The 19,747-nt window shown below is 67.3% G+C and carries 1 protein-coding gene; it reads right to left on the reverse strand.

Annotation, left to right across the window (positions count from 1 at the left end):
• Window positions 1-135 precede the first annotated feature (135 nt).
• Entirely contained in the window at window positions 136-19,686 is a 19,551-nt protein-coding gene (locus CRO75_RS24580) for a non-ribosomal peptide synthase/polyketide synthase (RefSeq protein ID WP_097138803.1), read from the reverse strand.
• Window positions 19,687-19,747: the final 61 nt, after the last annotated feature.

Here is a 19,747-nt window from a genome sequence, read left to right on the forward strand (position 1 = left end):
TTGGCGACTGCTGCGCAGTCGATCGCAGCCTCGCCAGGGCTCGGCAGCGGCTACATCGCGTCCCTGCCCCGCCGTATAAACAAAAACGCCCCCGGTCACGGGTGTGGCCGGGGGCGCTTTTGTTCCTGCTGGGGCTTACTCCATCGCGGCGACGAAGCTCTGCACGAACTCCGCATTGTCGATGATCCGGTCATGGTCGGTATCGATCACCACCGAACGCACCACACAGGACTGGCCAATGACCTGGCGCATGCTCGACTCGATCAGTTCCTTGTGCTGGCCGGCCCGGCTCAGGCCCGCCCACCAGCAACTGATCGGCGCCTTGATCGGCTTGAAGTCGGCCTGTGCCAGGCGTTCGGTCAGGGTCCGGTCGACTTCCCAGGAAATCTCGGCCTCGTTGCCTCGCAGCAACTCTTCCTTGATCTCGCGGAAGGCGTCGCCCAGGGTCTGTTCGGCCCAGGCGCAGAAACGGCTCCATTGCTCGGCCTCGTCCGCCGACCCCGCCTGGCAGTCCAGCCAGGACTGGCGGATCGGCTCGGCGAATGCGCCGAACATCACCCCGAGCAAGGCCACCCGCCGTTCGTTGGCCGACACCTCGCGCTCATCGCCGATCACCGCCGCGTCCCAGTACTGCTTGAGCCAGAACGGCGGCGCGGAGTCGATCCAGCCGACAATCTCCACCTGCCGGCCCGCCTGCTCCAGGGCGTAGGCGACTGCCAGCGCCAGGTTGCCACCCAGGGACCATCCGGCCAGGCGGAAGGCGCCCTGTGGCTGGGCGTCCAGCAGTTGCCTGCTGTAGTCCTCGACCATGTCTTCCCAGCTCGGCACTGCGGCCCCCTGTTCGGCCAGGGCCCGGCAGATCACGCCCATCACCGGCCGCTGCTCGCGCAACGCCAGGGCGATGGCCTTGTAGCAATGCACCGAGCCGTAGCTGGGGTGGAACAGGTACAACGGAGTGCCCTGGGTCTGGCTGTTGAGCTTGACGATCAACGAGCTGCGCGCGTTGCCTTGCAGGCAATTGACCTGGCCGCGCACGGTCGGGTTGAGCATCAGCTGGCTGACCGACAGGCTGATGCCACTGGCCTTGCGGATCCGTTCCTTGAGCATCAACACCAGCAGCGAATGGCCGCCCAGTTCGAAGAAGTTGTCGCTCCGGCCGACACGCTCCACCCCCAGCACCTCGCTCCAGATCGCCGCGAGCTGTTGCTCCAGCTCGCCTTGCGGCGCTGCGTAGTCCTGCGCGCCCTGCTGCGCGTCGGGTTTCGGCAGCGCCTTGCGGTCCAGCTTGCCGTTGGGGCTCAGCGGCATCTGCTCCAGCAGCACCCACTGCGCCGGCACCATGTAGTCCGGCAGCTGGGCCGCCAGGTGCGCGGCCAGGGTGTCGCGCCAATCGTCACGATGTTCTTGCAGCACCAGGTAGCCCACCAGATGCTTGCCTTCCACCGCCAGCACCGCGGCCTCACGCACCAGGGCGTGTTCCAGCAGACGGGCCTCGATCTCGCCCAGCTCGATGCGCAAGCCACGCAGCTTGACCTGATGGTCGATACGCCCGGCGTACTCGATCACCCCATCGGCGCGGTGGCGGGCCAGGTCGCCGGTACGGTACAGGCGCTCGCCACTGACGAACGGATGGGCCACGAAACGCTCGGCGCTCAGGCTCGGGCGCCGGTGGTAACCACGGGCCAGGCCGACCCCGCCCAGGTACAACTCGCCCAGCACGCCCACCGGCACCGGTTCGAGGTTGCTGTCCAGCACGTAGCAGCCCAGGTTAGCGATCGGTACCCCTATTGGCACCGCGTCCCGCCCCTCGTCGACGCAGGTCCAGTGGGTGACGTCGATCGCCGCCTCGGTCGGGCCATAGAGGTTGTACAGGCCGGCAGCCGGCAACTTGGCGAAGACTTGCTGCTGGGCATCCACCGGCAAGGCTTCGCCGCTGCAGATAATCCGTCGCAGGCTGTGGCAGGAAGCCACGGCCGGATCCTGTAGAAAGGCCTGCAACATCGAAGGCACGAAGTGCAGGGTCGTGACCTGCTGCCGGTTGATCAGGCGCACCAGCTTTTCCGGATCACGGTGATCCCCCGGCGCCGCCACTACCAGGCGGGAACCGGTCATCAGTGGCCAGAAGAACTCCCACACCGACACGTCGAAGCTGAACGGGGTCTTCTGCAAGACCGTGTCGCGCGCGTCCAGTCCATAGGCCTCCTGCATCCAGCACAGGCGGTTGGTCAGTGCCGAATGACGGTTGCCGGCGCCCTTGGGTTGCCCGGTGGAACCGGAGGTGTAGATCACGTAGGCGAGGTTCTCCCCGTCCAGCGCCACCTGTGGATTGTCCTCGCGGTAGCCTTCGAGGCTGTCTTGCATCTGCCCCTGATCCAGCACCAGGCACTCCAGGCCGTGCGGGATCGGCAGGCGTTGCAGCAGGTGATCCTGGGTCAGCAGCAGCTTCACCGCGCTGTCTTCGAGCATGTAGGCCAGGCGTTCGCGCGGGTACTCCAGGTCCAGCGGCACATAGGCGCCACCGGCCTTGAGCACCGCCAGCAAGCCGACCACCATCTCGATGGAACGCTCCACTGCCAGCCCCACCAGCACATCGGGACCGACGCCGGCGGCCATCAGGCGATGGGCCAGACGGTTGGCGCGGCGGTTCAACTGGGCATAACTCAGCTGCTGCTCGCCGAAGATCAGGGCCGGCGCATCCGGGGTGCGCAGCACCTGATCCTCAATCAGCTGGTGCACGCCGCGCTGCAGCGGGTAATCGCGAGCCGTGGCGTTCCAGTCATGGACCATCCGTTGGCGCTGCGCGGCCGGCAACGACGGCAGCTGCGCGAGGCGCTGCGGCTCAGGCGTGGCCAGGGCCAGCAGCAGTTGCTGGAAGTGCTCGGCCAGTTGCTCGATGTCCTGCCCGCTGAAGGCCTGGCGGTCGTAGTTGAATTCCAGCCCCAGGGTTTCGCCGATGGCCAACAACACGGTCAATGGATAGTGGGTCTGCTCCAGGCTCTCGATGGCGCCAAAACGCAGGCCTGCTGGCGAGCCCTGCTCCAGTGCCTCGGACACCGGGTAGTTCTCGAACACCAGGATGCTGTCGAACAGCGCTTCGCCACCCAGCCCGGCCCAGCGCTGGATCTCGAACAGCGGCGTATGTTCCTGCTCGCGCAGGCGCAGGTTCTGTTCCTGCAGCTGTTGCAGCCATTCGCCCACCCACATCTGCGGGCTTGGCGTGGCCACCACCGGCAGGGTGTTGATGAACAGGCCGACCTGTTGCTCGATCCCCTGCAACTCCGCCGGACGCCCCGCCACCGTCGCGCCGAAGGCCACGGTGCGCTGGCCGGTATGGCGTTGCAGCAGCAACAGCCAGGCACTTTGCACCAGGGTGTTGAGGGTGACCTTGCTGCCCTGGGCAAAGGCCTTGAGGCGCTCGGTCTGGTCGCGGTCGAGGCTCAGGCGGTGGGCGCCGTTGACCAGCGCGACACTCGCGTCCCGGATCTTGTCATCATGAGCGCCACGGGCCAGCCGCGTCGGCTCCTTGAGGCCAGCCAACTGGCCTTTCCAGAAGGTTTCGCTGATCGAACGGTCCTGCGCCTGCAGCCAGGCGATGTAGTCGCGATAACGCCCGACAGGCGCGCGCAGGGTCTCGCCGGCATAGTGTTGCAACACCTCGCCGAACAGCTGCGAACCGCTCCAGCCGTCCATCAGGATGTGGTGATTGGTGTAGATCAAGTGATGGCTGTCAGCGCCGGTGCGTACCACCACCAGGCTCAGCAAGGGTGCCTGCTCCAGGACGAAGCCCTGGGTCCTGGCCGCTTCGGCCAGGTTGTCGAGGGCTTGCGCCTGGTCCGGGCGGTGCTGCCAGTCATGTTCGACCAGGGGCACTTGCCGCTGTTTGTAGACCACTTGCAGCGGCTGCTCCAGCTCCGCCTGCCAGAGGAAACCGCTGCGCAGGATAGCGTGGTGCTCCAGCGCCACCTGCCAGGCCGCCTGGAAGCGCCCGACGTCCAGGCCCTGCACATCGACCCGCATCTGGTTGATGTAGTCGCCCGAACCTTGCCCGTACAGGGACTGGAACAGCATGCCCTGTTGCATCGGCGACAACGGATAAATGTCCTCCACTTGCTGGATCGGCAATAACAAGCCATCAAGCTGTGCCTGGCCCAGCCTGGCCAGCGGGAAGTCCGACGGCGTGGCGCCACGGTTTTCGGGCTGGCAGCAATGCTCGATCAGCGCCTTGAGTTCTTCGGCGTAGTCGTCGGCCAGTTGCTGGATAGTCGCCGGATCGAACATTGCCTGGCTGAAGCTCCAGTTCAGGTTCAGCTCGCCGCCATACACCTGGCCGTTGATTTCCAGCCAGTTGCCCAGCGCCGCGTCCGGGCTCTGCTCGGCGCCGGCGGAGTCGCCGGACGGCGCGAACAGCCCTTCGGCCTCGCCGCCCTCGAAGCTGGCATCGAACTGGCCGAGGTAGTTGAAGGTGATCCGTGGTCGCGGCAGCCGGCCCAGCGCTTCGCGGATCTGCGGGCTGCCCAGGTAACGCAGGGCGCCGAAACCGATGCCCTTGTCGGGAATCGCCCGCAGCTGCTCCTTGATCGCCTTGAGCGAGTCGGCCAGGGTCGGCGCCGGCACCAGCTTCACCGGATAGAGACTGGTGAACCAACCCACGGTGCGCGTCAGGTCGATGTCGTCGAACAGGTCTTCGCGACCGTGGCCTTCCAGGCGGATCAGGGTCGACTCGTGGCCGCTCCAGCGCCCGATGACCCGCGCCAGGGCAGTCAACAGCAGATCGTTGATCTGGGTGCGATAGGCCGCCGGCGCATCCTGCAACAGCTTGCGGGTGAAGGCCTGGTCCAGGTGGGTGGTCACGCTCAGGGCATGGCGGTTGCTCAGGCTGGCATCCGGGTTGGCGCACGGCAGCTCGGCCCGGGCCCCCTGCAATTGCGCCTGCCACCAGCCCAGCTCGCGCTCCAGGGCCGCGCCCTGGGCATAGCCCTGCAGGCGCCGGGCCCAGTCGCGGGTCGAACTGGTCTTGGCCGGCAGCACCACGGCGGCGCCACGGGCCAGCTGGCGATAGGCGCTCTGCAAGTCCTCCAGGAGGATGCGCCACGATACCCCGTCCACCACCAGGTGATGGATCACCAGCAGCAAGCGCTGGGAACCGTCGGCCAGCTCGGCGAGGACCGCGCGCAACAGCGGGCCCGCGCCGAGGTCCAGGCTGCGCTGGGCTTCTTCGCCAAGGGCGGCGAGTTCCTCGACGCCTTGCAGCGCGCTCTGCCACAGCACCTGGTCGGCCTGATGCTGCTCGGCCGGACGATAGGTCGCGTGCCAGCCGGAGGCATCGGCCACGAACCGCGAACGCAGCGCGTCGTGCTGCACGATCAGCGCTTGCAGGGCCTGGGTGAGGACCGCCGGGTCCAGGCGCTCATGGGGTTGCAGCACCACCGACTGGTTCCAGTGATGACGCTCGGCGATCTCGTCCTCGAAGAAGGCCTGCTGGATCGGCAGCAGCAACAGCTCGCCGCTCAGCGCGGCCTGATCGATCGACAGCCCCTCGGCCCCCTGGCGCGCGACCGCGGCCAGGCTCTGCACGGTCTGGTGCTGGAACAGGTCCTTGGGCGTGAAGCGAATGCCCGCCTGACGCGCGCGGCTGACCACCTGGATCGAGATGATCGAGTCGCCGCCCAGTTCGAAAAAGTTGTCGTTCAAACCGACCCGCGGCAGGCGCAGGACCTCGGCCCAGATCGCCGCGATCTGCTGTTCCAGTTCGCTCTGCGGCGCCACGTACTCCTGTTGCAGCAGGCTGGCGTCCGGCTGGGGCAGGCCCTTGCGGTCCAGCTTGCCGTTGGGGGTCAGCGGCATCTGTTCGAGGAACATCAGGTGCGCCGGCACCATGTAGTCCGGCAACCGGCGTTTCAACGCCTGGCGCAAGCTTTCGCGGCACTGCGCTTGCGCGGCCGTGTCGTTGGCCACCACCGGGTCGAATGCAACGATATAGGCCACCAGCTGCTTGCCGCTCGGCCCATCCTGGGCCACCACCACGGCTTCGCGCACCGAGTCCTGCTCGCGCAGGCGCGCTTCGATCTCGCCCAGCTCGATACGGAAACCGCGGATCTTCACCTGATGGTCGACTCGACCGAGGTAATCCACCACACCGTCCGGCCGGCCACGGGTCAGGTCGCCGCTGCGGTACACACGGCTGCCCGGTGCGCCGAACGGGTCCGGGACAAAACGTTCGGCGGTCAATGCCGGACGCTCCAGATAACCGCGGGCCACGCCTTCGCCACCGAGGTACAACTCACCGGCGACGCCGATGGGTTGCAGGTTCAGTTGCGCGTCCAGCACATAGCCGCTGCGGTTGCCCAGCAGCTCGCCGATGGGCGCATAGGCCGCGCCGCATGGATCGCCCTTACGCGCCTTCCACAGCAGCGGGGTGACCACGGTTTCGGTCGGGCCATAACCGTTGAACAGGTAGGTCGGGCGCAGTGCGCGCCAGGCCAGGTCGTAGCTGGACTGCGCCACCGCGTCACCACCGAAGCAGTAAACCCGTACCGCCGGTGGGTTGCCGTCACGCTCGGCGTGCTCGGCCAGCTGTTGCAGGTACACCGGTGGGAATACCCCCACAGTCACGCCGTGACGATGCATCTGCGCGTAGGTGTGTTCCGGCAACCACAGGCTGTCGTCGCGGATCACCACCCGGGCGCCGTTGATCAGCGGGTGCATCCAGCCTTCGTGGGAGCCGTCGAAGGCGAAGGACATAAAGTGCAGCTCGCAATCCGCCGGGGTCATTTCATAGCGTTCGCCGGTGGCGATGATGTGCGCCACCAGCGGACCGTGGGATACGGCCACGCCTTTCGGCATGCCGGTGGAGCCGGAGGTGTAGATCACATAGGCCAGGTTGTCGCCGTCCAGCGCCACGTTCGGCGCGGTGTCGCTGTAATCGGCCCACTCCTCGCTGCGGTCCACTGCCAGGCTGTCCAACCCGTCCGGAATCGGCAGCTGTTGCTGCACCGCGGTGTGGGTCAGCAGCAACTTGGCGCGGCTGTCCTGCATCATGTACAGCAGGCGGTCACGCGGGTATTCCACGTCCAGCGGCACGTACACACCGCCAGCTTTCAACACCGCGAGGAAGGCCACCATGATCTCGGCACTGCGCGGCATGGCGATCGCCACCCGCACTTCCGGGCCGACGCCACGGGCGATCAGGGCCCGGGCCAGACGGTTGGCGCTGCGCTCCAGCTCGCCGTAAGTCAGGTGCCGATCGCCAAAGATCACCGCCACCGCATCGGGATTTTCCCCGGCGCGGTCGGCCACCAATTCATGCACCAGACGCTTGGCCGAGAAGCCGGAATCCGTGCGATCCCACAGGCTCAGGATCTGCTGCTGTTCGCTATCGTCGAGCAGCATCACTTGAGCCACGCTCTGCTGCCGGTCGGCGACCATGCCTTGCAACAGGTTCTGCCAATGCCGGGCCATGCGCTCGATGGTCGCGGCCTCGAACAGGTCAGTGGCATAACTCAGGGACGCGCGCAGCTCGGCCGGCGCCTCCTCGATATCCAGGGCCAGGTCGAACTGGGCCACGCCTTCGTCCCAGGTCACCACCTCGATATCCAGTTGCGCCATGGACTGCAATTGGCTGTCGGCCGAGGTCACCCGGTGGTTGAACATCACCTGGAACAGCGGGCTGAGGCTCAGGCTGCGCTCGGGTTGCAGCGCCTCCACCAGTTGCTCGAACGGCAGGTCCTGATGGGCCTGGGCTTGCAGCGCGCGCTGTTTGACCTGTTGCAACAGCTGGGCAACCGTCATCTGCCCGTCGATATCGGCCTTGAGCACCTGGGTGTTGACGAAGAAGCCGATCAGCTGCTCGGTCTCGACCCGGTTGCGGTTGGCGATCGGCACGCCGACGCGGATGTCTTCCTGGCCGCTGTAGCGATGCAACAGAGCCTGGAACGAAGCCAGCAACAGCATGAACAGGGTCACGCCCTCACCCTGGGCCAGGGTCTGGAGGTCCGCCAGCAACTGCGCATCCAGCCGCAGGTCCAGGCGCGCGCCACGGTGGCTTTGCACCGCCGGGCGCTGATGATCAAACGGCAATTCCAGTACCGGCTGTTCGCCGCCCAGCTGCTTCATCCAGTAGTCCAGCTGGCGCTGTTTCTCGCCGGCTTCCATCCACTGGCGTTGCCATACGGCGTAGTCCGCGTACTGGATCGGCAGCGCCGGCAAGTGCAGGTCCTGGCCCTGGCTGTAGGCGCCGTACAACTGCACCAGCTCATCGACCATGACCTGCATCGACCAGCCATCGGAAACGATGTGGTGCTGCACCAGCACCAGCACATGCTCATCCTCGGCCAGGCGCAGCAGCTTGACCCGCAACAGCGGCCCCTGCTGCAAATCGAACGGCCGGGCAATCTCTTCCACCACCCGGGCCTTGAGGCTGGCCTCGTCGGTGGTCGCCTGAGCGATGTTGAGGGTTGCCTCGACACGAATCACCTGCACCGTGCGCTGGCCATCCTGCTGCAGATGGGTGCGCAGGCTTTCATGACGCGCCACCAGGGTGTCGAAGCTGCGCTGCAGCGCGGCCGGGTCCAGCCGCCCCTTCAGGCGCAGGGCGCTGGGGATATGGTAGGCCGCGCTCTGCGGCTCCAGCTGCCAGAGGAACCACTGGCGTTCCTGGGCATAGGACAGCGGCAACGGCAGGTCGCGGCCGACCCTGTGGATCGCCGGGACCTCGCTGGCCACGTTGCCCAGCGCGTTGACGAAATCCCCCAGCAGCGGTTGCTCGAACAGGGTCTTCAGCGCGACCTCGATGCCCAGCGCCTGGCGCACCCGCGAGACCACCCGCGTGGCCAGCAGGGAGTGGCCGCCCAGCTCGAAGAAATGGTCTTCCAGGCCGACCTGTTGCACACCCAGCACATCGGCCCAGATCGCCGCCACCTGTCGCTCTTTCTCGCTGGCCGCCGGCACATGGCGTTTCTGCAACAGGCTGGCGTCCGGTTTCGGCAGGGCCTTGCGGTCCAGCTTGCCGTTAGGGGTCAGCGGCATGCGCTCGAGGAACAGCAGGTAGGCCGGCACCATGTAGTCCGGCAGCGATTCGCGCAGGGCCACCTTGAAGCGCTCGCGCAGCGGCGCCTGGTCGGCCTCGACGACCGCGGCGTGGGTGACCAGATAGGCGACCAGTCGATCGTTCTCGGCCAGCACCGCCGCTTCGCGGACCTCGGCCTGGTCACGCAGGCAGCTTTCGATTTCCCCCAGCTCGATACGGAAACCGCGCACCTTCACCTGGTGGTCGACCCGGCCGATGTACTCGACCACGCCGTCGGCGCGATAACGCGCCAGGTCGCCGGTGCGGTACACACGCTCACCCGCCGCGCCGAACGGATCGGGCACGAAGCGCTCGGCGGTCAGCGCCGCCCGGCCGTGGTAACCACGGGCCAGGCCGACGCCGCCGATCAGCAGCTCGCCGGCGGCACCTACCGGGCACGGCGCCAGGTCGGCATTGAGGATAAACAGCGAGGTATTGGCAATCGGCCGACCGACAAAGGGCTGCGCGTCGCACAGACGATAGGCCGCCGACCAGATGGTGGTTTCGGTCGGGCCGTAGAGGTTCCACACCGTGCCTTGCAGGTCGAGCATGCGCTGGGCCAGGTCGTTCGGCAGCGCCTCGCCGCCGCACAGGCACTTGACGCCGCGCAACAGGGAATGCCGCTCGCTGTCGAGCAGCATGCGCCAGGTCGATGGCGTGGCCTGCACCACGCTGGCCGCCCGGGCCTGCAGCAGATCGAGAATCGCTTCCGGGTCCAGCGCCAGCGCCTGGTCGCCCAGCACCACGGTCGCGCCCACGCTCAGCGGTACATAAAGCTCCAGGGCGAAGATGTCGAAGGAGAAGGTGGTCAGCGACAGCATCCGCTCGTCACGGCCAATCCCCAGGGTCGTGGCCATGCCGCTGGTGAAGCTGCTCAGTGCCTGATGACGGATCATCACGCCCTTGGGCTTGCCGGTGGAGCCCGAGGTGTAGATCACATACGCCAGATGCTCAGGCGACTGCACTGCATTCGGGTTCTCGGTGCTGAACCCGGCGTCGGCGCCCTGTCCGTCCACCAGCAGCACCCGCGGGCCGCTTGGCAGTTGCAGGCGCTCGCGCAAACGCTCCTGGGTCAGCAGCACCTGGGCGCGGCTGTCTTCGAGCATGAAGGCCAGGCGCTCGGCCGGGTATTGCGGGTCGAGCGGCACATAGGCACCGCCGACCTTGAGGGTGGCCAGCAGGCCGACCACCATTTCCACCGAGCGTTCCAGCGCCACCGCCACCAACACATCCGGACCGACCCCGGCGTCCATCAGGCGATGGGCCAGACGGTTGGCGCGGCGGTTCAGTTCGGCGTAGGTCAACGCCTCGCCGTTGCAGTGCAGGGCAATGGCCTGCGGCTGCGCCAGCGCCTGGGCTTCGAACAGCTGATGCACGCCCTGATCCTGTGGATAAGCGGTCGCCGTGGCGTTCCAGTGATACACGATCTGCTGCCACTGTGGTTCGCTGAGCAGCGGCAAATCATCCAGGCGCGCCGAGGCCTGGGTGGTCACGGCCTGCAGCAGGTTCTGCCAGTGCTGCATCAGGCGTTTCGCGGTGGCCGCCTCGAACAGGTCGCTGGCATAGGTCAGCGAGGCCCAGAGCCCTTCGGCGGTCTCCTGGGTGTCCAGGTTGAGGTCGAACTGCGCGGTGTGGCTGTTCCACTGCAAGCCTTCCATCAACAGGCCGGGCAGTTGCCGGGTGTTACGCGCGCCGCTCTGATGGTTGAACATCACCTGGAACAGCGGGTTGTGGCTCAGGCTGCGCTCGGGTTGCAAGGCCTCGACCAGTTGCTCGAACGGCAGGTCCTGATGGCTCTGCGCTTGCAGCGCACGCTGCTTGACCTGCTGCAACAGCCCGGCAAAGGTCATCTGAGCGTCGATATCGGCCTTGAGCACCTGGGTGTTGACGAAGAAGCCGAGCAGATGTTCGGTTTCCACCCGGTTGCGGTTGGCGATCGGCACGCCGATACGAATATCCGCCTGGCCGCTGTAGCGGTACAGCAGGGTCTGGAACGCAGCCAGCAACAGCATGAACAGCGTCACGCCTTCGCGCTGGGCCAGGGCCTTGAGCTGCTGTACCAGTTCCGGCTCCAGCGCCAGATCCAGGCGCGCGCCGCGATGGCTTTGCAGCGCCGGGCGTGGACGGTCCAGGGGCAACTCCAGCACCGGCTGCTCGCCCCCCAGCAAGGTTTGCCAGTAATCCAACTGGCGCGCCTTCTCCCCCGCTTCCATCCAGTTGCGCTGCCACAGCGCGTAGTCGGCGTACTGGATCGGCAGCGCCGGCAGTTGCAGATCCCGACCCTCACGATAAGCGGCGTACAGCTGCACCAGCTCATCGACCATGATCTGCATCGACCAGCCATCGGAGACGATATGGTGCTGGACCAGCACCAGCACATGCTCCTCCTCGCTCAAGCGCAGCAGGCTGACCCGCAACAGCGGGCCCTGTTCCAGGTCGAACGGCCGGGCGATTTCCTCGTCCACCAGGCTTTCCAGCCGGGCTTCGTCGGCCTCGATCAAGCGGACCGCGATGGCCCCTTCGGCGTCGATCACCTGCACCGTGCGTTCGCCGTCCTGCAACAGGCGGGTGCGCAGGCTTTCATGGCGGGCCACCAGGGTATCGAAGCTGCGCTGCAAGGCGGCCACATCGAGCCGGCCCTTCAGGCGCAAGGCGCTGGGCACATGGTAGGCGGCGCTTTGTGGCTCCAGCTGCCAGAGGAACCACTGGCGTTCCTGGGCATAGGACAACGCCAGCGGCTGGCCACGTTCCAGGACCTGCATCGGCGGCGTGACGGCCCCTTGCACCTCGGCGCAGGTGGCGGCGAAAGCGCCCAGGGTCGGCTGCTCGAACAAGGTCCGTAGCGGCACTTCCAGGTGCAGCTCATGACGGACCCGGGAGATGACCTGGGTGGCCATCAGCGAGTGTCCGCCGCGCTCGAAGAAGTGCTCGCCCAGGCCGACAGGCGCGCTTTGCAAGACGTCTTCCCAGATCGCCGCGAGCTGGCGCTGCAGGCTGGTTTGCGGCGCTTGATAAGCCTCGCCGCCCTGAGTCAGGTCGGGCTTGGGCAGGGCCTTGCGGTCCAGCTTGCCGTTGTTGTTCAGCGGCAGGCGGTCGAGCAACAGCAGGTGGCTCGGCAGCATGTAGTCCGGCAACGAACGGGCCAGCGCCTGCACCAGTTGCGCGCGGTAAGCGTCCTGCGCTGGCGGGGTCGCCAGGGCCGGATCGCTGGCCACCACATACGCCACCAGTTGCGCGCCCGCCGGGCTGTCCTGGGCGATCACCGCCGCCTCGCGCACCTGTTCCAGGGCTTGCAGGCGGGCTTCGATCTCGCCCATTTCGATGCGGAAACCGCGAATCTTCACCTGATGGTCGATACGGCCGACGTACTCCAGGTCCGCGCCGTGGTAACGGGCCAGGTCGCCGCTGCGGTACAGCCGCGCCCCCGGTTCGGCGGCGAAGGGGTCGGGCAGGAAACGCTCGGCGGTCAAGCCGGGGCGATCGAAATAACGCTGCGCCAGGCCGAACGACGCGCCAATGCACAGCTCACCGACAGCACCGGCCGGCAACAGCTGGCCGGCGCTGTCGAGGACATAGAGCGCGCGTCCGCCAATGGCCCGGCCGATCGGCACGCCAAAGGCATCGCTGGCGTCTTCCAGGCGGCACTCATGCACGCTGGAGACCACCGTGGCCTCGGTCGGGCCGTAGGTATTGAGCAGGCGCACATGCCCCAGGCCAGCCTCGTGCCACAGGCGCAGGCCCTCGACGGACATGGCTTCGCCGCCCACATGCACCTGGCGCAGGCGGCCCAGGGAACGCTTGGCGTCGATCGCGCACTCGCGGGCCAGCAGGTACCAGTAGGCCGCCGGCAAGTCGGCCAGGGTCACACCATGGCGGACCATCTCGTCCGCCAGTTGCCCGACATCCCAGGGCTCGTCACCACGCATGACCAGGGCCGCGCCGACGCAGAGCGGTGGATAGCACTGCTCGACAAAACCGTCGAAGCTCACGGTGGCGAACTGCAGCACCCGGTCCTCGGCCGTCAGCCGCGAATACTCGGCGGCGGTCTGGCAGAACTCGCGCAACGCGCCGTGATCGATGGCCACGCCCTTGGGCAGGCCGGTGGAACCGGAGGTGTAGATCACATACGCCAGGTCGCTGGCGGCGGCGCGGTTCTGCGGATCGCTGTCGGCATACGCCGCCAGCTCAGTGTGCAGATCGTCCAGGCGCACCGCTGCCAAGCCCAGTCGCGGCAACGATGCCGGCAATAGCAGATTTTCCAGCAGCCCGGCTGCGCACAGCAGCAGGTCCAGGCGGCTGTCCTCGATCATGTAGGCCAGGCGTTCGGCCGGGTATTTCGGGTCGAGCGGCACATAGGCCGCGCCGCTCTTGAGCACCGCCAGCAGGCTGACGATCAACTGCGGGCCTCGGCCCATGGCCAGGCCGACCCGCTGGCCGGGCGCCACGCCCTGCTCCAGCAGGCGGTGCGCCAGGCGGTTGGCCAGGGCATTCAACTGGCCATAGCTCAGGCGCTGGTCGCCAGCTTGCAGTGCCAGCGCGTCCGGGGTGGCGGCGGCCTGCGCGGCAAAACGCTGGTGCACCAGCTGTTCGCTGTGCAGGTGCAGCGCCTGGGGCTGGCTCAGGGCGAGGACCGCGGCCTGCCCGGCGCCATCCAGCAGGCGCAGTTCGCCCAGCGGCGCCTGCGGCAAGGCGACCATCTGCGCCAGCAGGTGCTGCAGGTCGGCGCTCAATTGCGCGACCTGGGCGGCGTTGAAACGCGCCAGGTCATAGCTGAACTCCAGGCTCAGCCCGGCGCCGAGCTCGATGCCCAGGGTCAGCGGATAGTGGGTGCGCTCGTGGTTGTGCAGTTCACCGAACGCCAGTCCGGCCGGCGCGCCGCCCTTGAGGGCCTCGGCCACCGGGAAGTTCTCGAACACCAGCAGGCTGTCGAACAGCGCCGTGCCCTGCTGCCCTGCCCAGCCCTGGATGTCGTAGAGCGGTATATGTTCATACTCGCGCATGCTCAGGTTGAGGTTCTGCAACGCGGCCAGCCATTGGTTCAGCGGCTGGTCCGGCGGCGCCGCGCAAACCAGCGGCAGGGTATTGATGAACAGCCCCAGTTGCTGCTCGATACCCGGCAAGGCCGCCGAACGCCCGGCCACCGTGGCGCCGAAGACCACGCAATCCTGCCCGGTATAGCGTTGCAGCAGCAGGCCCCAGGCCGCTTGCACCAGAGTGTTGAGGGTGACCTTGTGCTGCCGGGCGAAGTCCGCCAGCCGCTGGGTCGCGGCTGCGCCCAGCGCCACTCGGTACTCGGCGCTGCCGCTGCCGTCGACTGGCGGACGCAAGGCCTCGGCCAGCAATGTCGGGGTTTGCAGCGGGGCCAGCGCGGCCTTCCAGAACCGTTCGCCGGCAGCGCTCGACTGCTGCTGCAACCAGCCCAGGTAATCTCGGTATTGACTCAAGGGCTGGCCCAGCGGCTGGCCCGGGGCCTGTCCGGCATAGTCCTGGATCACTTCGGCGAGCAACTGCGCGTTGCTCCAGCCGTCCATCAGGATGTGGTGGCTGGTGTAGATCAGGTGCCAGGCATCGTCGCCGCGGCGGACCAGTTGCAGGCGCAGCAGCGGTGCGCCGCTCAGTTCGAAACCACGCTTGCGCTCGGCGCTCGCCAGGGCTTCGAGGTCCACGGCGGCCTCCTCGATGACCTGCCATGGCAGGTCGACGTGACGGTGTACCACCTGGTGCGCGACCGAAAGCCCCAGCCAGTGGAAGCTGCTGCGCAGGATCGCGTGGCGGTTCAGCGCGGCTTGCCAGGCACGAGCGAAGGCCTGGAGATCCAGGCCGCGGATATCCAGGCGCAGCTGATTGATATAGGCCTCGGCCTGGGGCTCGTACAGGGTGTGGAACAGCATGCCCTGCTGCATCGGCGACAGCGGATAGAGGTCTTCGATGGCGCTGCTGTCCGGAGCCAGCTCATCCAGCTGAGCCTGGCCGATGGTCGCCAGCGGGAAGTCCGACGGCGTGGCCTGGCCGGCCGGGACCGCGCAGCAATGGGCGATCAGCGCCTTGAGCTCCAGGACATAGGCGTCGGCCAGGCGCTGCACGGTGGCGTCCTCGAACATCTCGTGGCTGAAGCCCCATTGCAGCGCCAGCTCGCCACCATAGACCTGTCCTTCCAGGGTCAGCCAGTTGGCCAGCGGCGCTTGCGGGTCCTGGGCGCGGCCGCTGCTTTCCACGGCGGGGACCAGTAGCGCCGTGTCGTCGAACTGACGGTCGAACTGCCCCAGGTAGTTGAAGGTGATGCGCGGCGCCGGCAGGGCCCGCAGCAGCTCGCGGCTGCCCGGCTCGCCCAGGTAGCGCAGCAGGCCATAGCCCAGGCCTTTGCCCGGCACGGCGCGCAGTTGCTCCTTGATCGCCTTGATCGTGCTCGCCAGTTCGTCCTGGGGTTGCAGGCGGACCGGGAACAGGCTGGTGAACCAGCCGACGGTGCGGCTCAGGTCGAGATCAGCGGACAGCTCTTCGCGAGCAAGGTTTTCACGGCCATGGCCTTCGAGCTGGATCAGCGCCGCGTCCTGCCCGCTCCAGCGGCAGATCACTCGGGCCAGCGCGGTCAGCAGCAGGTCGTTGACCTGGGTGCGATAGGCCGCCGGCGCGCTTTGCAGCAGTTGCCGGGTCAGCTCGCTGTCCAGCCGCGATTCGATCTTGCGCTCCAGGCGATTGTGCAGGCCGCCTTGCGGGTTATCGCACGGCAGGTCGAGCCCGCCCTGTTGCTGCGCCTGCCAGTAAGGCAGTTGCGCCTCCAGTTGCCGGGCATGGCTTTGCAGCTGTTCGGCCCAGGCCTGGTAGGCGCTGGTCTTGGCCGGCAAGGCCACTGCGTTACCCGCCGCCAGCTGGCCGTAGGCGCGCTGCAGGTCCTCGAGCACGATGCGCCAGGACACGCCGTCCACCACCAGGTGGTGGATGACCAGCAACAGGCGCTGGCTGCCATCGGCCAGATCCACCAGCGCGGCCCGCAACAACGGCCCCTGCTGCAGGTCCAGGCTGCGCTGGGCCTCGTCGCAGAGCGCAGCCAGGGCCTCGGCGTTTTCAGCCTGGCACTGCCACAGGCCACTCTCGGCGAGCGGTGCGGCGTGGCTTTGCTGCCAGCCGTCGGCGCCCGGCACAAAACGCAGGCGCAGGGCATCGTGATGATTGAGCACTGCCGTCAGCGCGCCTTCCAGCCACTGCGCGTGCAGCTTCCGGCGCGGGGTCAGGAGCAGCGACTGGTTCCAGTGGCCACGTTCGGCAATCGCCTGCTCGAAGAAATACGCCTGGGCCGGGGTCAGGATCGCTTCGCCGCTGACCGGGCCCTGGTCGATCACGCCCTGGCTCTCGAACACCGCCGCCAGCGCCAGGCTGCGCACTGTCTGGTACTGGAACAGGTCCCGCGGGCTGAGGCGGATGCCGGCCTGGCGGGCGCGGCTGACCACCTGGATCGAGATGATCGAATCGCCGCCCAGTTCAAAGAAGTTGTCTTCCAGGCCGACCTGCTCCAGGCCCAGGACGTCGCACCAGATCGCCGCCAGGGCTTTCTGCGTGGCGTCCTCGGGGGCAATGAAGGCTTGTTGCGAGGCGGCTTCGGGCAGCGGCAGCGCCTTGCGATCGAGCTTGCCGTTGGCGGTGACCGGCAGTTTCGCCAGGGGCATCAGGTAAGCCGGCACCATGTATTCCGGCAGGCTGTCCAGCAGCCAAGCCTTGAGTGCCTGCTGCCAGGTGGCGGCCGGCGCGGCGTCTTCCAGCACCAGATAACCCACCAGTTGCTTGCCGCCCTGCACCAGCACCACGGCTTCGCGCACCAGCGGGTGCTGCATCAGGCGGGTCTCGATTTCGCCCAGCTCGATGCGCAGCCCGCGCAACTTGACCTGATGATCGAGGCGGCCAAGGTATTCGATCACCCCGTCGGCGCGCTGGCGCACCCGGTCGCCGGTGCGATACAGGCGCGTGCCGGCCTCGAACGGGCTGGTGACGAAACGCTCGGCCGTCAGCCCCGGACGGCGGTGGTAACTGCGGGCCAGGCCGGCGCCACCGAGGTACAGCTCGCCGGCGACACCGGCCGGCACCGGCGACAGCTCGGCGTCCAGCACATAGGTGCGCAGGTTGGCGATCGGGCGGCCGATCGGCACGCTGGAAGCGCCCTCGTCGACACAGGTCCAGTGGGTCACGTCGATGGCCGCTTCCGTCGGGCCATAGAGGTTGTACAGCGCGGCGTCCGGCAGCTTGGCGAACACCTGCTGCTGGGCGTCCAGGGGCAAGGCTTCACCGCTGCAGACAATACGCTTGAGGCTGGCGCAGGCCTGCACGCCCGGCTCGTGGATGAACGCCTGGAGCATCGACGGCACAAAGTGCAGGGTGCTGATGCCGTGCCTGGTGATGGTCTCGATCAGCAGCGCCGGCTCGCGATGGGCGCCCGGCGCGGCCACCACCAGGCGCGCGCCGGTCAGCAGCGGCCAGAAGAATTCCCAGACCGATACGTCGAAGCTGAACGGAGTCTTTTGCAGCACCGCGTCGCTGCCATCCAGCCCATAGGCGTCCTGCATCCAGCACAGACGGTTGACCAGCGCGGCGTGGCTGTTGCCGGCGCCCTTGGGCTTGCCGGTGGAACCGGAGGTGTAGATCACGTAGGCCAGGTTCAGCGGTCCGGCGGCCGGGGCCAGCGGCGCCTCGCTGTAGCCGTCCAGCCAGTCCCGCTCCTGGTCCTGGCCCTGATCGAGGATCATCACCCTGAGCGCCCCGGTCGGCAGCAGCGGCAGCAACGCGCTCTGCGTGAGCAACAGGGCGATGCCGCTGTCTTCGATCATGTAGGCCAGGCGGTCCTGCGGGTATTCCGGGTCCAGCGGCACATAGGCGCCGCCGGCCTTGAGGATCGCCAGCAGGCCGACCACCATTTCGATCGAACGCTCGACACAGATGCCCACCAGCACGTCCGGGCCCACACCCTGCTCGCGCAGCAGGTGCGCCAGCTGGTTGGCGCGGGCGTCGAGCCGGGCGTAGCTCAGTTCGCGCTCGGCGAACACCAGGGCCGGTGCGTGCGGCGTGCGTTGCACCTGCTCTTCGATCAACTGATGCAGGCAGCGCTCGACCGGGTAGCGGACTTCGGTCCGGTTCCATTCCAGCAGCAGTTGCTGCCGTTCGGCGGCGGCCAGCATCGGCAGCTCGCCGACCCGCTGCGCGGTATCGGCGACCATCGCCTGCAACAGGCGGGTCCAGTGCCGCGCCATGCGCTCGATGGTGGCGGCGTCGAACAGGTCGTTGGCGTAGGTCAGCGCGGCCTGCAGCTTGCCGGACTTCTCGAAGGTGTCCAGGGTGAGGTCGAACTGGGTGGTGCGGCTTTGCCACTCCACCAGGCCCAGCTCCAGGCCCGAGGCGGTGCTGACCGCGCTGATGTCGGCGACCTGCGGCTGGTGGTTGTACATCACCTGGAACAGCGGGGTGTGGCTCAGGCTGCGCTCCAGCTTGAGCGCCTCCACCAGTTGCTCGAACGGCAGGTCCTGATGGGCCTGGGCGCCGAGGGCCGCTTCCTTGACCTGCTGCAGCAACTCGCCGACCGGCATCTGCCCGTCCAGCCGGGTACGCAGCACCTGGGTGTTGACGAAGAAACCGATCAGCCCTTCGACTTCCGCGCGGTTGCGGTTGGCGATCGGCACGCCGACGCGGATGTCGCCCTGCCCGGTATAGCGGTGCAGCAGCACGTTGAAGGCCCCGAGCAACAGCATGAATAGGGTCACGTTGTGCTGCCTGGCGGTGGCGCGCAGTTGCTCGGCCAGGGCCGGCTCGATGGCGAAGTCATAGCGGGTGCCGCGATAGCTGGGCAGCGCCGGGCGCGGATGGTCGGTGGGCAGTTCCAGCACCGGGTGCTCGTCGCCCAATTGCGCCTGCCAGTACTCCAGCTGCCGCGCCTGTTCCCCGGCTTCCAGCCAGCGGCGCTGCCACAGGGCGTAGTCGCTGTACTGGATCGGTAAGGCCGGCAATTGCGGCGCTTGCTGCCGCTCATGGGCGTCGTAGAAACGGATGAATTCGTCGATCAGCACATTCATCGACCAGCCGTCGGAAACGATGTGATGCAAGGTCAGCAGCAGCACATGTTCCTCGGCCGCCAGCTTCAGCAGCTTGACCCGCAGCAGCGGCCCGCTGCCCAGGTCGAACGGTTGCAGCGACTGGCGCTGCGCCAGGTCCGCGACCGCCTGCTCGCGCGCGTCGGGCGCCAGGGCACTGAGGTCCATCGACTCCACGGGCACCAGGGTCTCGACCGCCACTTGCTCCAGGCGCTCGTCGGCATGGCGCTTGAACACCGTGCGCAGGGTTTCGTGGCGCGCCACCAGGCTGGCGAACGCCTGCTCCAGGGCCGGCAGGTTCAGGGCGCCACGCAGGCGCACCGCGCCCGGCAGGTTATAGGCGCCGCTGTGGGGGTCCATCTGCCAGAGGAACCACATGCGGCGCTGGGCATAGGACAGCGCCTGGCGATCCTCGGCGGCGATCCCGGCCGGAATCGGAAACAACGAAAAGTCGATGTTTTCCGCCCGCAGACCATCGAGGAACAACCGCCGCTTTTCCAGCGGCAGCTCGATAAATCGACTGGCGAGTTTCAGGGACTTTTCAGCATTCATCTGGCTTCATCCGTACATGTTGGGTATCGAGCATTGGCTCGGCTATCCCTACGGAACGGAT

It is taken from the genome of Pseudomonas sp. LAMO17WK12:I10, from assembly GCF_900215185.1.
GTDB lineage: Bacteria > Pseudomonadota > Gammaproteobacteria > Pseudomonadales > Pseudomonadaceae > Aquipseudomonas > Aquipseudomonas chlororaphis.